General features: G+C 36.9%; 10 protein-coding genes. 6 read left to right on the top strand and 4 right to left on the bottom strand.

Annotated elements, in window-relative coordinates; all coding sequences use genetic code 11:
• Window positions 1–63 precede the first annotated feature (63 nt).
• A complete protein-coding gene (locus IEV85_RS07855) occupies window positions 64–2,535 on the top strand; it encodes a TonB-dependent receptor domain-containing protein (RefSeq protein ID WP_188461984.1) in 2,472 nt (823 codons plus the stop codon).
• A gap of 201 nt (window positions 2,536–2,736) precedes the next feature.
• Window positions 2,737–4,908, top strand: a complete 2,172-nt coding sequence (hrpB, locus tag IEV85_RS07850; protein WP_188461982.1) for an ATP-dependent helicase HrpB — start codon at window positions 2,737–2,739, stop codon at window positions 4,906–4,908.
• A gap of 135 nt (window positions 4,909–5,043) precedes the next feature.
• Here the strand turns inward: hrpB and IEV85_RS07845 are convergent, their stop codons facing one another.
• The 3 genes from IEV85_RS07845 to IEV85_RS07835 form a co-directional block, all read right to left on the bottom strand.
• Complete coding sequence (locus IEV85_RS07845) at window positions 5,044–5,673, bottom strand: hypothetical protein (RefSeq protein ID WP_188461980.1); 630 nt, start codon at window positions 5,671–5,673, stop codon at window positions 5,044–5,046.
• 13 nt (window positions 5,674–5,686) lie between these two features.
• Window positions 5,687–6,649, bottom strand: coding sequence for a YheT family hydrolase (locus IEV85_RS07840; protein WP_188461978.1), 963 nt, complete (start codon window positions 6,647–6,649; stop codon window positions 5,687–5,689).
• A gap of 206 nt (window positions 6,650–6,855) precedes the next feature.
• Window positions 6,856–7,242: a hypothetical protein gene (locus IEV85_RS07835; protein WP_188461976.1), complete on the bottom strand. Its 387-nt coding sequence runs from the start codon at window positions 7,240–7,242 to the stop codon at window positions 6,856–6,858.
• A gap of 207 nt (window positions 7,243–7,449) precedes the next feature.
• Between IEV85_RS07835 and IEV85_RS07830 the strand changes: the two genes are divergently transcribed.
• Window positions 7,450–9,894 carry a zinc-dependent metalloprotease gene (locus IEV85_RS07830; protein WP_188461974.1) on the top strand — a complete coding sequence of 815 codons (2,445 nt, stop codon included), beginning with the start codon at window positions 7,450–7,452 and terminating at the stop codon, window positions 9,892–9,894.
• 732 nt (window positions 9,895–10,626) lie between these two features.
• Here IEV85_RS07830 and IEV85_RS07825 read toward each other — a convergent pair.
• Window positions 10,627–11,139, bottom strand: a complete 513-nt coding sequence (locus IEV85_RS07825; RefSeq protein WP_188461972.1) for a gamma carbonic anhydrase family protein — start codon at window positions 11,137–11,139, stop codon at window positions 10,627–10,629.
• A 112-nt stretch (window positions 11,140–11,251) separates the two neighbouring features.
• Here IEV85_RS07825 and IEV85_RS07820 point away from each other — a divergent pair, with 112 nt between their 5' ends.
• From IEV85_RS07820 to miaB, 3 genes are all read left to right on the top strand, one after another.
• The gene (locus IEV85_RS07820; protein WP_188461970.1) at window positions 11,252–12,016 is read left to right on the top strand and encodes a YceI family protein; all 765 of its coding nucleotides are present in this window, start codon (window positions 11,252–11,254) and stop codon (window positions 12,014–12,016) included.
• Window positions 12,017–12,174: 158 nt separating this feature from the next.
• Window positions 12,175–13,464: an anthranilate synthase component I family protein gene (locus tag IEV85_RS07815; RefSeq protein WP_188461968.1), complete on the top strand. Its 1,290-nt coding sequence runs from the start codon at window positions 12,175–12,177 to the stop codon at window positions 13,462–13,464.
• 102 nt (window positions 13,465–13,566) lie between these two features.
• Complete coding sequence (miaB, locus tag IEV85_RS07810; RefSeq protein WP_188461966.1) at window positions 13,567–15,042, top strand: tRNA (N6-isopentenyl adenosine(37)-C2)-methylthiotransferase MiaB; 1,476 nt, start codon at window positions 13,567–13,569, stop codon at window positions 15,040–15,042.
• Window position 15,043: the final 1 nt, after the last annotated feature.

The following is a 15,043-nucleotide window of genomic DNA, read 5'->3' as shown; positions in this document are numbered from 1 at the left end:
TTTATGTAGTATAAAAAACATACTCTAAAGGAAAGAGTCTACCTTTGTGAAATAACTTATAATATGAAGAATTTATTATTACTAATAACAATGGCATTAAGCCTTCAGCTAAATGCTCAACAAAGAGGCGATTATGGCGCTGCTAACTCTCAAATTACAGGAAAGGTAACAGGAACTGTTGTAGATGAAGCTACTAAAGAAGCTATTCCTTACGCCACAGTGGTGATTAAATCATTAAAAAATGGTGAAACTATTAATGGAGTAATAACAGAAGCTGACGGTTCTTTTAAAATATTAAATGTAAAATTAGGTCAATACCAATTGCAGGTTTCATTTGTAGGTTACACAAGCTTGCAACAAACTATTGAACTTACGCCAAAATCTCCTGATGTAAATATAGAAAACATCGCTTTAAAAACTGATACAGATGTTTTAGATGAAGTGGTAGTTGCAGGTCAGCGTGAAGTGATCGAGAATAAAATTGACAGAATAGTGTACAATGCAGAGCAGGATGTTGCCAATACTGGTGGTGACGCTTCTGATGTACTTAGAAGAGCTCCGCTCTTATCTGTAGACCAGGATGGTAATGTTTCGCTAAGAGGTAGCCAAAATATTCAGATATTGATTAATGGCAAGCCTAGTAGCATGTTTGGTAGCAGCCCGGGAGATGCATTAAAAATGATTCCGGCAGATCAAATAAAAAATGTTGAAGTAATCACCTCTCCATCGGCTAAGTATGACGGAGAAGGAACCGCAGGAATTATTAATATTATCACCAAAAAACAAACTCCACAGGGTTTTGCCGGCAACGTGGATGTTACGGCTGGAACACGAATTAATCGTGGTGTAGTAGGTTTAAATGCCGGGGCAGGAAGGTTTGGTTTTAATGCTAATGCAAGTACCTTCTATTCATGGCCTCAAACCGCTATTAATGAATTTTACCAGAGAACCACTAACGCTCAGGGTGAAGAGTTTATTCGTGAGCAAAATGGTGAAAACGAAAGCAACAGACTGGGCTACTTTGGAAATATTGGAGCCTTTTACGATTTCAACGCATTCCACAGTTTATCCACCGCACTGAGATTAAGAGGATTCAACAGCAATTCAGACGGAACAAACATTGTAGAAAATACTTCTCCATCAGAAGTAATCACATTTGACAGATACACAGATAATAGCTCACAAAATGCGGGTTATGAATGGTCATTAGATTATATCATGAAGTTTCCTGACCAACCCGGAAGAGAGTTATCTGCATCTTACAAAATAGATGGTAACATCAACAATACACAATTTGAAATTGAGCAATTAGCGGCCGCACCAAATTACGAAGTAGCCAATAACAATAATGACGGTAACAACAGGGAAAACACTATACAAATTGATTATGTCCATCCCTTTGGAGAAACCTTCAAATTAGAAAGTGGATTTAAAAGTATTTTAAGAGATATTGAAAGTGATTTTGAATATGAAACAAAACCTGAAGGTGCTAATGAATTCGTGATAGTAGATAACAGAACTGATATCTTCTATTATGATCAGGATGTATATGCAGGTTATATTTCTTCTCAATATAATATCACTAAAAAACTGGGGTTAATTGCGGGCGTTAGATATGAATATACCGGCCTGAACGGAAGTTTCAGGGATGCTACAGAGCAAAATTTTGACCGTCAGAGTTATGAAAACTGGTTGCCAAGTGTAATTGTAAGTCAAAAATTTGGTAAAGTAAGCTCTGTAAAAGCTTCTTACAATAGAAGAATTCAAAGGCCTAGTTTAAGAAATGTAAACCCATACGAACAAATCGGAAATATTGGAAACGTAAGCTTTGGTAATCCAACCCTGAATCCTGAGCTTTCTGACAACTTCGAGTTAGGTTACAACACTTTTGTAAAAGGAACATCCATAAACCTATCTGTTTTCTATAACCAAATAAATCAGGTTATTCAATCTGTTGTTATCCCTATAAGTACTGACACCGTAGGAACAACTTTCGACAACGTTGGCCAGCAGGAAAATGTAGGCGCTAACCTTTTTATTTCTACACAATTATTTAAAATATGGACGATAAGAGGTGGAATAAATGCTAATTATTTCATGGCTGATGGGGTAATTGAAGGTAATAATGTTTCTAATACAGCACTTTTATTAAGTGGAAATATTAATTCATCAATCAAACTCAAAGGCGACTGGGTAATAGATATGTTTGGTTTTGCCAGACCAAGACAACAGACTTTACAGGGCTTTAACCCTTCATTTTCAATATTTGGCTTAGGTGCTAAAAAAACCATTTGGGATGAAAGAGGATCTATAGGTGTATCTATTATTGAGCCTTTTATGGAAAGAAAATCATTTGAAAGCGAAATTGAAAGCGAAAACTTATATCAAAGAAGCAATTTTGCCATTCCATTCCGCTCATTTGGAATCACTTTCGGTTACAAATTTGGTAAGCTGGATTATAAAGCGCGCCAAAGAAGAAGTAAAATCTCCAATGAAGATCAGAAGGGTGGAGATGATGCAGGACAATCATTTTAAGATTTGTAGCTAAAGAACAGTGAATAGAAAATAGTAAGAAAGCATTCAAAATAATAAACGGAGGTTAGAAGGGGTCAAATTTATTTGGCTCCTTTTTTATTTTGAATCAATCGCTTCTCTCAGAAAGTTATTGTTGCGGTATAATTTAAATAACAACACAATAATACCGAAATTCGCAGCAAATAATTTGAAATACACTCTATGCCTTTCCAGTTAAGCAAAATTGATTTACCTATTGTTGAAATTATTCCTGCTATCACATCTTCTTTAAAAACACAGCAAACATTAATTATAAATGCTGAAGCAGGAGCCGGAAAAAGTACCATCATTCCGCTTGCATTAATAGAGGAAGCAAAAAGGGCAGGAAAGAAAATTATTATGCTTGAACCAAGAAGGCTGGCAGCCAAATCTATTGCCAAAAGAATGGCTGACCTTCTTGATGAACCACTCGGAAAAACAGTAGGCTACCGGATTAGGTTTGAAACTGTAATAAGTGAGACCACACTTATTGAAGTAGTAACAGAAGGTATTTTGGGCAGGATGTTAGATTCTGATCCTGAATTAAAAGATGTAGGAATTCTTATTTTTGATGAATTTCATGAGCGCAGTATCCATGCTGATGTAGCTTTGGCACTGGCAAGACATACCCAAATAAAGAGCAGGCCCGATTTGAAAATCTTGATCATGTCTGCTACTCTTAATCAAAAAATGCTCTCCGAGGCACTGGAAGCTGAAGCAATAATTAGTAAAGGGAGACAATATCCTGTCGAAATTTTTTATGCTGGCGAAACAGACTATCACCTTTTAGCTGAAATGACAGCTTCCATCATTCGGAAATCTGTACAGCAACATGAAGGAGATATTCTGGTTTTTCTACCCGGGCAAGGCGAAATTAATGCAGTAACACAAGAGCTGAAAATGCTAAGAAAGGATCTGGCAATCTACCCTTTATATGGTCAGCTCCCCTGGAATAAACAGTGGGCAGCCATTCAGCCTCATCCGGAAGGGAAGCGAAAGGTAGTTTTAGCTACTTCTATTGCAGAAACCAGTTTAACCATAGAAGGCGTAAAAGTAGTAATTGACACAGGTTTTGGCAGGGTCTCGCGCTTTGATGCCAATACTGGTTTAAGCAGATTAGTTACGCAGGCAATTTCACAGGATGAAGCAGACCAAAGATCCGGACGTGCTGGCCGTGTATCTGCCGGAGTTTGTTATAGGATGTGGTCCGAAGCAGAAAATCAATCCAGAAGCAAACATAGAATACCCGAAATATTGAATGAAGACCTCGCCCCTCTTGCGCTTGATTTAGCTGCAAGAAAAATTCAAGATTCTTACCAATTATTTTGGTTGACTCCCCCACCCCTGGACAAAATGATCAAGGCAACCGATCTGTTGAATACCCTGGAAGCAATTGATGAAAAAGGAATTACAGGAACGGGAATAAAAATGCATAGTCTCCCCTGCCACCCCCGCCTTTCACACATGTTGATCCAATCTGAAGAAAAAGGTAATCTTTCACTCGCAACAGACTTAGCAGCTATACTGGAAGAAAGAGATCCTTTGTACAAGCAGGAAGGTGCAGATATAAGCTACAGAATAGATCGTTTGAGGACTTTTAGGAAAGAAGATCGCCTAACGAAACCTTTTAGGCAAATAGAAAAAATTGCAGCTTCGTATAGAAAATTATTCAATATCGCAGCTGATAATTCTGTATCTGACCCTTATGCAACCGGATTTACGCTTGCTCTTGCCTATCCTGATAGAATTGCTTCCTCTAAAAGAGGGAATAATGCACAATTTCAATTGTCTAACGGGGCTATTGCTGCCATTGGCCATAAAGATGAACTGGCAGATGAGCCATGGCTTACAGTGGCTTCAATAGATGCACGGGCAGGATTAGGGAAGATATTTTTAGCAGCTCCTTTAAACCCAAAAGATTTGGCTCCTCTGGTAAAAAACATAAAATCAGTTAGTTGGGATTTTGAAGCAGATGAATTTGAAGTGACTAATGATTTAAGAATCGGAAAGATCATTTTGAAAAAAGTTGCCATTGATGAAGAACCTGATTCGCGTGAAAAGAGAAAAGCTATTATTGAGGCCATCAGAGAAAATCCGGAAGATTTAATTTATGCCAGCGATGAGTTTCTCTCCTTTTGTGCCTCAATAAAAAATATGAAGGACAAATACCCTGATGAAGCATGGCCTGATCTTACTATTGAATATATGGCTGCCACAGCACAAAGCTGGCTGCCTCATGGCATTGAAAACAAAGAAGATATCTATCAGGAAATTAGGGATTTAGAATTAGTGAATCTGGCAGGAAAAATCTTAACCACTTCGCAAAAAAATAAGCTCAATCAAATAGAAATATAGCTTGAATGAGTGTTAAACTTAATAAAGCTCTTACTATTTAATTGAGCCTATTAGGCAATTACAAGAGAATCAATGATATGTATCTGAAAGTTTGCAACAAATGGTTACCCATTATATAATCTAATTTTAGATTCCTTATAAGTCTATAGCTTCCGTATATTGTCGGAATTTGAAAAATTCTTCCAACTGGCTTTCCGGTGCTTTATGAAGCTGGAGGGTCTCATAATAAGTATAAAATAGCGCATCTGTAATCACGTTATTAAGCAACTTTTGTAAAATCAAACTGCGCTGACTCATCAGGTACAAATTCTTATTATCTTCTTCCTTAGACACAATTGACTGATGCATCATAGAAGCCAAAGCTTGTTGATCAGAGAATTCATCAAGCCAATAAAAACCTTTTTTAACCAGAACATCTTCTATGTCAGGCAAAATCTGATGTAATTCTGAAACTGAAGAAATAAAATATCTCTTAGGCAGGTGGGTTGAAAATGATGACAATGATTTCCAGTAGGTCAGACTAATATCTTGCGGATGAAAAACCCTGTTTGAAAATTCATGCAAAATATTTTCTACTTCAAGCATTGAAATACCCAGCAGTACTTCAAGCATCATGCCATCAGCATACGGGGAAACATTCAACAAAATGAGCTTCCTTCCTTCTGCAAAACCTTGTTCAAACACTTCCTTTCCAGGTATTTTGGAATAGACGAAATCATGCAAAAAGCTTCCTATATTATCAACTATTTCTTCTTTCTGAATCATTCACTGTATAATTTCAAACCAGTTCACTAAAGAATTGCAAAGCACGTTCTTCTGCATAGGTAAATTCCTTTCCTGCCTGCATAAAACCTACGTGCCCTCCTTTATCCGAGATTTCCAGGGTTAAATTATCCATTCTATCTGCGATTTCCTGAGGAAAACATGTATCGGAAAGCATAGGGTCGTTTAATGCATTTAAAATCAAAGAAGGTACTTTAATATGCTCCAGATAAGGCAGACATTGAACATTTGTGTAAAAATCAGCAGCATCTTTAAAACCAAACATTTTAGCAGAATAATGAGTGTCAAATTCATGGAAATTCCGAAAAAGTTTCCATGGTTTCACCTCGATTAACCCAGGAAACTGCTCATTTTTCCACATCATTTTTTTTGTTAGCTTTCGCATAAACCGATTTTGGTAAAATTTGTTTCCTTTTAATGAAAGCATTTTTGAACTACTCTCTAAATCGCAAGGCACGCTTACAGCCATACCTCCTTTTATTTCTGAAGGCAAATCAGCACCGTTTTCTCCCAAATATTTCAGTGTCAGACTTCCTCCCATGCTGAATCCTACCATACAAATATTGGTGTAAGCATCAGAAGTTGCTCGTTCAACAATAGTTTCCAAATCTTGCGTAAAGCCGTGATGATACAGAATTTGCGTCTTGTTCATTTCTTCACTGCAACTTCTGCAATTCCATGCTAAAACATCCCACCCATTCTGATGAAAGATTTTGGCTATTCCTTTCACGTAGGGTCTGGTGGAACTCCCTTCCAATCCATGAGATACTATGAGTAAGCGCTCATTTCCTGATCGAAGCCAGTCAATATCCAGAAAATCATCATCAGGCGTATTAATTCTCTCGCGGGTATAACTAACTCCTTTCACCTTTCTCAGAGCACTCGGGAAAATTGTTTCCATGTGGTGATTAAAAGCATAGAAAGGGTTTTTATAGGTTTTGTTGAAGATAACAGGCATTCACTCAAATTTTGACTGATGTAAAATTACATTAAATATGGTGAATACACCGATCTGAATGGAAAATTAAGCTAAAAGCTTTTTAGTAGAGATTGAATAAATCAATCCTTCACAAGTCATCCCTAACTAATCACGTAAATAAAATTCTAACACTTTCTCTGGCATGATTTCCTTTACCAGATATAGCTGAAGTTTTTTCAACTTAATTACCCTACCACTCCTGTAGTCTTCATTTCGTATTCGTAGAGCCATTCAAATCCTTCTTCCTCCGTGTCAAATAACTTCATTTGCCTGCCGGTAGCAGCAATAATGGAATTTAAAATAAGTGAAGATAATTTGTTCAACCCACAAACCACTGTTGCCTTTGCCTTAGGGTTGTTCTTTTTAACAGTCTCTTTAATTTTAGAGAGCAATTCTGTGTTAAAACGAGCATTGGTGGCATTTACACAGGAAAGCACCGAGTGATCAGGAAATTCTGCTACTAACTTTTGAACCTTATCAAAAGTAGGAACGGCTTCACTTCCGGCTGTACCAACAATATTAGTATATACTATTTTTATAGACTTATATTCAATCACTTTACTAAAAGACATAACATTAAAATTTATCGGTATAATATAAATATTTCAATTTATTTTCCAATTTCGTTAATCTTACTCAGAAATGAAAATAAATTGAAAAAAATGATCTGACATGCAAAAACGAAATTATGTACCATTAAAGGCTGAAATTTATACCATTAGAAACAATTGAATTTCATGCTTCTGAAGTTTTGCTTATATTCCGAAAAAAAAATTACAATGAGAGTCTATCTTTTTCTTTTATTTCTGGCAATTTTTGCCTCCTGCAAGTCCAATCAAAAAGTAAGTAATACTACCACCACCACTTCTGAATGGCAGAAGAATATTACAGATGCGGAAAAATTCAGTGGTTACTTTAACTACTATTGGGATGAAAAATCAGGTAAGATTTTACTGGAAATCGATAAGCTCAATACGGAGTTTTTATACGTTAATTATCTTTCTGCGGGAGTAGGTTCCAATGATATTGGATTAGACAGAGGGCAAATCGGTGATTCCAGAATAGTGAAATTTGAGAAAATAGGAAAGAAAGTTTTTCTATTTCAGCCTAACTATGGCTACAGAGCATCTACTGACAATGAAGCAGAAAAAAAATCAGTGGAAGATGCATTTTCCAGATCGATTATTTTTGCATTTGATATAGTAGCACAACAGGATTGGTCAATATTGGTAGATGCCACAGATTTTTTTCTTAGAGATGCACATGGAGTGGCTAACTCATTAAAAAATCAGAGACAAGGCAATTATCAATTCAAAAAAGATTATTCTGCTTTCCATCGTGAAGGTTCAGGAAATTTCCCAAAAAATACTGAGCTGGATTTTTGGATTTCCTTCGCAGGAGAACCTTCCAATTGGGAAATACGATCCGTTACACCTGATCCGCAACACATTACTGTAAGGCAACACCACTCCTTTGTTGAATTACCTGATGATAACTTTGAACCACGGGAATTCGATGTAAGAGCAGGATATTTCGGGACTGGTTATAAGGACTACAGCGTTCCTATTTCAGAAGACATCAATAGAAGATACATTAACAAACACAGGTTACAAAAAGCAGACCCTGAGGCAGCTAAAAGTAAGGCAATAGAACCTATTGTATACTATTTAGATCCAGGCACTCCTGAACCAGTTAAATCAGCACTTCTTGATGGAGCCCGTTGGTGGAATCAGGCGTTTGAAGCAGCAGGATATATCGATGCTTTCCAGGTAGAAATGCTCCCTGAAGATGCTGATCCACTCGATATCAGGTACAATGTAATTCAGTGGGTACATCGGTCCACAAGAGGATGGAGTTATGGTGCCAGTGTGGTGGATCCAAGAACAGGGGAAATCATAAAAGGCCACGTTACTTTAGGCTCATTACGAGTTCGACAGGACTTCCTGATCGCTTTGGGATTATTGGCAGGCTATGAAAATAATGAAGTCAATCCTGGTATGGAGAAAATGGCATTAGCAAGACTGAGGCAGCTATCTGCACATGAGGTGGGGCATACTTTAGGCCTTGCCCATAATTATATTGCCAGCACTTTCAATGATGCTTCAGTAATGGATTACCCCCACCCTAACATCAGTATCGATGACAAAGGAAATATTGATCTATCTAATGCATATGATTCAGGCATTGGTGAATGGGATAAAGTAGCGATAACTTATGGTTATAAACAATTTACTGATAGTGAAAATAAGAAAGAGACACTCAATCAATTACTTAATAAAGCCAGTGACGAAGGTTTACGGTTTGTTTCAGATTATGACGCAAGAACAACTGGTGGGGCACATGCTTTTGCTCATCTGTGGGATAATGGTAAAGACCCGGTAGTAGCTTTAAATCACCTATTAACTGTTAGAGAGAAAGTACTTAATAAAATGGGGCAATCTGTTGTGAAAGAAGATGAGCCTTTAGCTAAAATTCAGGATGTACTAATTCCTATTTACTTTTTACACCGCTACCAGGCAGAAGCTGCAGTTAAACTGGTAGGTGGCATGGACTATAATTACAAAGTGAAAGGAGACAGTCAGGAAACCATGAAAATAATTGCACCACAATGGCAAATGGAGGCTGTAAATAGTCTTCTCAAAGCAGTGGCTCCTGAAAACCTGGCTTTACCTGAAGATTTACTGATGCAGATTCACCCTCGTCCACTCTCCTACTACGACAATCGTGAATTGTTAAAAGGAAGAACTGGTGTTACTTTTGATGCAATTGGTGCAGCAGAGCAAGCTTCCGCTATGGTTTTTGAATTACTGTTGCACCCTCAAAGAATGGCCCGACTTGTTGAGTTTAACAGCAGAAATTCTGAAAACCCGGGAGTTGCCGAAGTGTTAAATAAAGTATTCAGCACCTTGTTTAAAAGTAAACAACAACAAAACTACTACGGTGCTATTCAAATGACAGTGCAGCATGCTTATGTGATGCAACTGATGAAAAGCCTGCAAAACAGTGCAAATTCTCCACTGGTGCAGGCTGAGTTAATGGCTCACTTAAAGCAAATTGCTGATTATGCAACTACTAACACTTTCCTCTCACAAAGCGGAAGAAGAGCTCATGGGAGCTATCTTAAAACGCAAATTGATCTGTTTTTAGAGCAGCCGATGGAGTATGAGGTAAAAGAAAGCAATGATTTACCACCTGGAAGCCCTATTGGAAGCTTTTGCGAGTGAGAACTTTTGATGTATTAATATTAAAACTGGATGCAGACAATTGATTCAAATATTTTTAATGCATCCATTTTATATAACTTACAGACAAGTTTTGAAATAGTAGTAACCTGAGTTCGATTAATAAGATGGCATCCCTGCACCACCAAATCTGGAACGCTCTGAAGGACTTTGAAATAAATTAAGAATCGAACTCAGGTTTATAGCATAAGCCAGTTCTATAAAAAAGACACTACACCAACATGCTGTTGGAATGAACAGATTCCCACTATTGTAGGAATTACGGAGCTAATGTTAATTTGTGTATTAAAATTATCTTATTGCACAAATGAACAGAAAAACCAAGGTCTGTGAGCCACAGACCTTCCCCTTTTTGCTGGACTGTAGGCCGCAGACCAGTGGAAAAAAAAGACCTAAATAAGCAAGCACTAAATGCTTGTCACCACCACAAGAGCAGGCAATTATCTTCATCCTCGAAATTTTTGGAGAGAAACGGAAAAAATTATCAGGGATCTTTTCAACGAAATGAAATTTCAATATCCGAATTTTATAGAGTAATAGACAAGATTACCGCGCTGCGCTAGCAATAACCATTTAATTTTAGGTGATACTTAATTACTAAGATTGCTTCGTTCCTCGCAATGACGGAATTAACCTCGCAACAAATAGCAGGTAAGCTCCCAATGACTTTGAATAAATTAAGAATCGAACTCAGATTAGTAAGTTTTCTTTCATTCAATCCTCAATCCAATCCTTATACATCATGTAATTTTTAGCAGTACGTTCAAAAACCTCTGCTAAATCCCCTTCAATCTTTTTCACTTTCTTTGCAGGTACTCCTGCATAAATATAACCGGACTCAACAACAGTATTTTCTAAAACAACCGCACCTGCTGCTACAATAGCGTGAGATTGTACCACAGCATGATCCATTACAATAGCACCCATTCCTACCAAAGCCATATCTTCTACAGTGCAACCATGGATGATGGCTTTATGCCCAATAGAAACATCATTCCCTAATTTTGTAGCAGCTTTTTGATAAGTACAGTGAATCACTGCTCCATCCTGAATATTAGTCCGGTCCCCTATCCTGATGGAATTTACGTCTCCTCTTACAACAGCACCCCACCATATACTACAAGAGTCACCAATAACCACATCACCTACCAGCACTGCAGTATCAGCTATAAATACATCCTTCCCAATTTGAGGAGAAACCCCATTACATTTTTTTATTATTCCCATAATAAATAGCTTCTTTTTAAGAAAACATTAAATAAAGTTAAAAATACAACTAAAGTATAAACATATTAAATTTAAAATCGTTAGAGTTGCATTCAAATAAAATCACACAACTATGAAAATTTTAAAATCTACAACTGTTTTAGTATTAGCAGTTTTACTTGCAGCAGCTTGTACATCTAACCCAAAAGGTGATGAAGCTAAGGTAAGCGAAGCTGAGGAAGTTACCGAAAGCGAAGGTAAGGATATTACTATTAGTAATGATGAAGCATCATTGGAATTTGTAGGAACAAAACCTACTGGAAGACATTATGGAAACATTGCCTTGAGTAATGGTACTATTACCACCAAAGATGGTCAGATTACGGGTGGTAAATTAGTTTTTGATATCAATAACATTACTATCACTGATTTGCAAGACGATAAAGAGAATCATGATAAGCTGGTTGGTCACTTGCATTCACCTGATTTCTTTGATGCAGCTAACCACCCAACTGCTACTTTCGAAATTGTTTCTGTTAAGCCTCTTGAATCTGCTGACGCAACCGCCAGCACTTATGATTCTTTTCAGGACGACATGAAACAACCTGCTGAAGGTGAGAAAATTATGGAATTGGAAGATTATGAATTAGATGGAGCTACTCATGAGGTTACAGGTAACTTAACTATGAGAGGTAAAACTTTGGCTATTACTGTTCCAGCTAAAATTAATGTAACAGATGATTCTGTAGAAGCATTTACTAATTTCAGCATCGACAGAACCCAATGGGGATTAATGTATGGTGATGAGTCTAAAGCTGTTGATAAAGCTAAAGATCAATTTATCTACAATAATGTTGGAGTTGGCTTTAACGTAAAAGCAGATACAAAAACAATGTAAAACAAAATTCAAAGAAATTTTAAGCCCTGTTCTCCAACAGGGCTTTTTTTTGCACTTTTGCCAATTAAAATGAGGTTCCTACTAACATTTTGCTAGTTAGGTCGTCTTTCTTGTACAACTACAACTAATACACAATTTCCTCTTTTAAATAAAAAAATGTGAAAAGAACTAAAATTTCTACCCCTATCAGCCAAAATCAAGTTAAAGCTATTCTTAACTGGGCACAAAACTTCCCCTACTTTTGCTACTTCAACCCCCGGCAAACTGAAGGTTATCCTCAAGGCACTTTTACTCATCAACTGGCTTTAAGCAGTAAAAAAATCAACCTTTCACCTTGTTGTAATTTTGACTCTCTTAAAACATCCTTACTAAAATCTTCTGATCAGCATCTATTTGGTTATTTCTCATATGACTTAAAAAATGAGCTGGAACACTTATCCAGTGAGAATGATGCCTGGATTAACTGGCCACAAATGATATTTTTTCGTGCAGAGTGTACCCTGTTCTTTAAAGAAGATCATCTCATAATCGAAACAGATAACAGTGAATATTACGAGGCTCAAATCCGCACTATTTTGGAATTGGAAACCGACAATTCTTCTCAGGGAACTAAAACCTCTTTCACCATAACACCACAAACTTCTAAGGCAGAATACATCAATACCGTAAAAAAACTGCAGAATCACATTGTAGAAGGTGATATTTATGAAATAAATTACTGTATGAATTATACAGCAGAAACTTCCAACTTTGATCCCATTACATCATACCTGTCTCTATCCCAAAAATCTCCTACCCCTTTTGCTTGCTTGCTGAAAGCTGAGGCTCGTTATATTTTGTGCGCCTCTCCAGAACGATTTACTAAATTAGAAGAAGGGAAAATTATCAGCCAGCCTATAAAAGGAACAGCAAAAAGAAGCGCTATTATAGAAGAAGATGAGAAATTAAGACACGCTTTAAGAAATAGTGAGAAAGAAAGAGCTGAGAATATGATGATTGTTGATTTGGTGCGAAACGATTTAGCAAAGTCTTCAAAAGCCGGCACAGTAAAAGTGGAAGAAATGTTTGGTATTTATAGCTTCGCAAAAGTGCATCAAATGATTAGTACAATAGTGGCTGAGGCAAAAGAAGGAGTTCATTCTGTTGATATTATTAAAAATGCCTTTCCGATGGGTAGCATGACCGGGGCTCCCAAAATACGTGCAATGCAGTTAATAGAGCAGTATGAAAATTCTAAAAGAGGTGCTTTTTCCGGAAGCATTGGTTATTTCAAGGGAGCTAATAAATTCGACTTCAACGTAGTGATCCGGTCTATATTTTTTGATAAAAACTCAGGAAAGCTTAATTATCAGGTTGGAAGTGCCATTACGCATGACTCTGACCCTGAACAGGAATATGAAGAATGCCTGCTAAAAGCACAAGCAATTGAGGAAGTTTTAAACCATTAATTTATAGGTAAAAAAGACTGCCATAATGTCATTTCTGATAATAATTACTTAACTTTGTGTGTTACAAACTAATTCAGAGAATTAAAATTTCCAATCCATCAAATGAGTGATTTAATTAAGGATTTAGACATACTTGTTGAAGATAATAAAACCGAAGAAAGCTGTGGCATTCAAATTTCAAAAGAGGAGAACACAGGAAAAAATCGGAAACTCTATATAGAAAGCTATGGCTGTCAAATGAATTTTTCAGATAGTGAGATTGTATCCTCCATCATGAAAGAAAATGGTTTTGACACCACCAATGATTTCAATAACGCAGATGTGATTTTTCTCAATACCTGTTCCATCAGAGAAAAAGCTGAACTTACAGTTCGTAAGCGACTCACTGATTTTAATAAAGCAAAGGCGGCCAAACCAGAACTTCAAATTGGCGTGTTGGGCTGCATGGCAGAAAGGCTTAAAACCAAGTTGTTGGAAGAAGAAAAGATGGTGGATTTGGTTGCAGGTCCGGATGCTTACAGAGATTTACCTAATTTGGTGAAAACCGTTGATTCAGGAGAGAAAGCAGTAAACACTTTCCTCAGTAGAGAAGAAACGTATGCTGATATTAGTCCTGTAAGACTGAACACCAATGGTATTTCAGCAATGATTTCTATCATGAGAGGCTGCGATAATATGTGTTCTTTCTGTGTGGTTCCTTTCACCAGAGGAAGGGAAAGAAGCCGCGATCCTCATTCTATCGTAAAAGAAGCGCAGGATCTTTTTGATAAAGGCTACCGGGAAGTAACCTTATTAGGACAGAATGTAGATTCCTACAAATGGTCTGAAGAAGTAAATAATAAAGCCAGGCTAGAAAAAATTGAGAATCAAAAGCCAATAGAAGTAATCAATTTTGCTAACCTTCTGGAAATGGTAGCTCAGGTTAATCCTGAGTTAAGAATTAGATTTTCTACTTCTCATCCCAAAGATATTACGGATGAAGTACTTTACACAATGAAAAAGTACAACAACATATGTAAGTACATTCATTTGCCTGCCCAAAGTGGTAATTCGCGTATACTACAAATGATGAACAGAACCTATGACAGGGATTGGTACATTAACAGAGTGGATGCAATTAGAAATATTTTGGGGGAGGAATGTGGTATATCATCTGATATGATTGCTGGCTTCTGCTCTGAAACAGAAGAAGAACATAAGGATACATTAACTCTAATGGATTATGTAAAATATGATTTCTCTTATATGTTTTTCTACTCTGAAAGGCCAGGCACGCTAGCAGAAAAAAAATATGAGGACGACATTCCTCTTGAAACTAAAAAAAGAAGATTGCAGGAAATTATTGACAAGCAAAGGGATCATTCCCTGCAAAGAAATCAGTTAGACCTGAATAAGGTACACGAAGTATTAGTGGAAGGCTTTTCAAAGAGATCAGAAGAGCATTTATCTGGCAGAAACTCAGCAAATAAGGTAGTTATTTTCCCTAAGGAAGGATATAAAAAGGGAGATTACGTTAATGTGTTTGTTGAGGAATGTACAGGAGCGACTTTACTGGGAAAAGTGGTTGATAAAAAATAGA

Origin of the sequence: Marivirga lumbricoides (assembly GCF_014636295.1) — a bacterium.
GTDB classification, from domain to species: domain Bacteria; phylum Bacteroidota; class Bacteroidia; order Cytophagales; family Cyclobacteriaceae; genus Marivirga; species Marivirga lumbricoides.
This window is presented reverse-complemented; position numbering and strand designations above follow the sequence as displayed.

Bases quoted from the DNA above. Each gene is read 5' to 3' on its own strand.
- IEV85_RS07830 (WP_188461974.1), top strand. From the start codon at position 7,450: ATGAGAGTCTATCTTTTTCTTTTATTTCTGGCAATTTTTGCCTCCTGC.
- hrpB (WP_188461982.1), top strand. From the start codon at position 2,737: ATGCCTTTCCAGTTAAGCAAAATTGATTTACCTATTGTTGAAATTATT.
- IEV85_RS07835 (WP_188461976.1), bottom strand. From the start codon at position 7,242: ATGTCTTTTAGTAAAGTGATTGAATATAAGTCTATAAAAATAGTATAT.
- IEV85_RS07845 (WP_188461980.1), bottom strand. From the start codon at position 5,673: ATGATTCAGAAAGAAGAAATAGTTGATAATATAGGAAGCTTTTTGCAT.
- IEV85_RS07840 (WP_188461978.1), bottom strand. From the start codon at position 6,649: ATGCCTGTTATCTTCAACAAAACCTATAAAAACCCTTTCTATGCTTTT.
- IEV85_RS07820 (WP_188461970.1), top strand. From the start codon at position 11,252: ATGAAAATTTTAAAATCTACAACTGTTTTAGTATTAGCAGTTTTACTT.
- miaB (WP_188461966.1), top strand. From the start codon at position 13,567: ATGAGTGATTTAATTAAGGATTTAGACATACTTGTTGAAGATAATAAA.
- IEV85_RS07855 (WP_188461984.1), top strand. From the start codon at position 64: ATGAAGAATTTATTATTACTAATAACAATGGCATTAAGCCTTCAGCTA.
- IEV85_RS07825 (WP_188461972.1), bottom strand. From the start codon at position 11,139: ATGGGAATAATAAAAAAATGTAATGGGGTTTCTCCTCAAATTGGGAAG.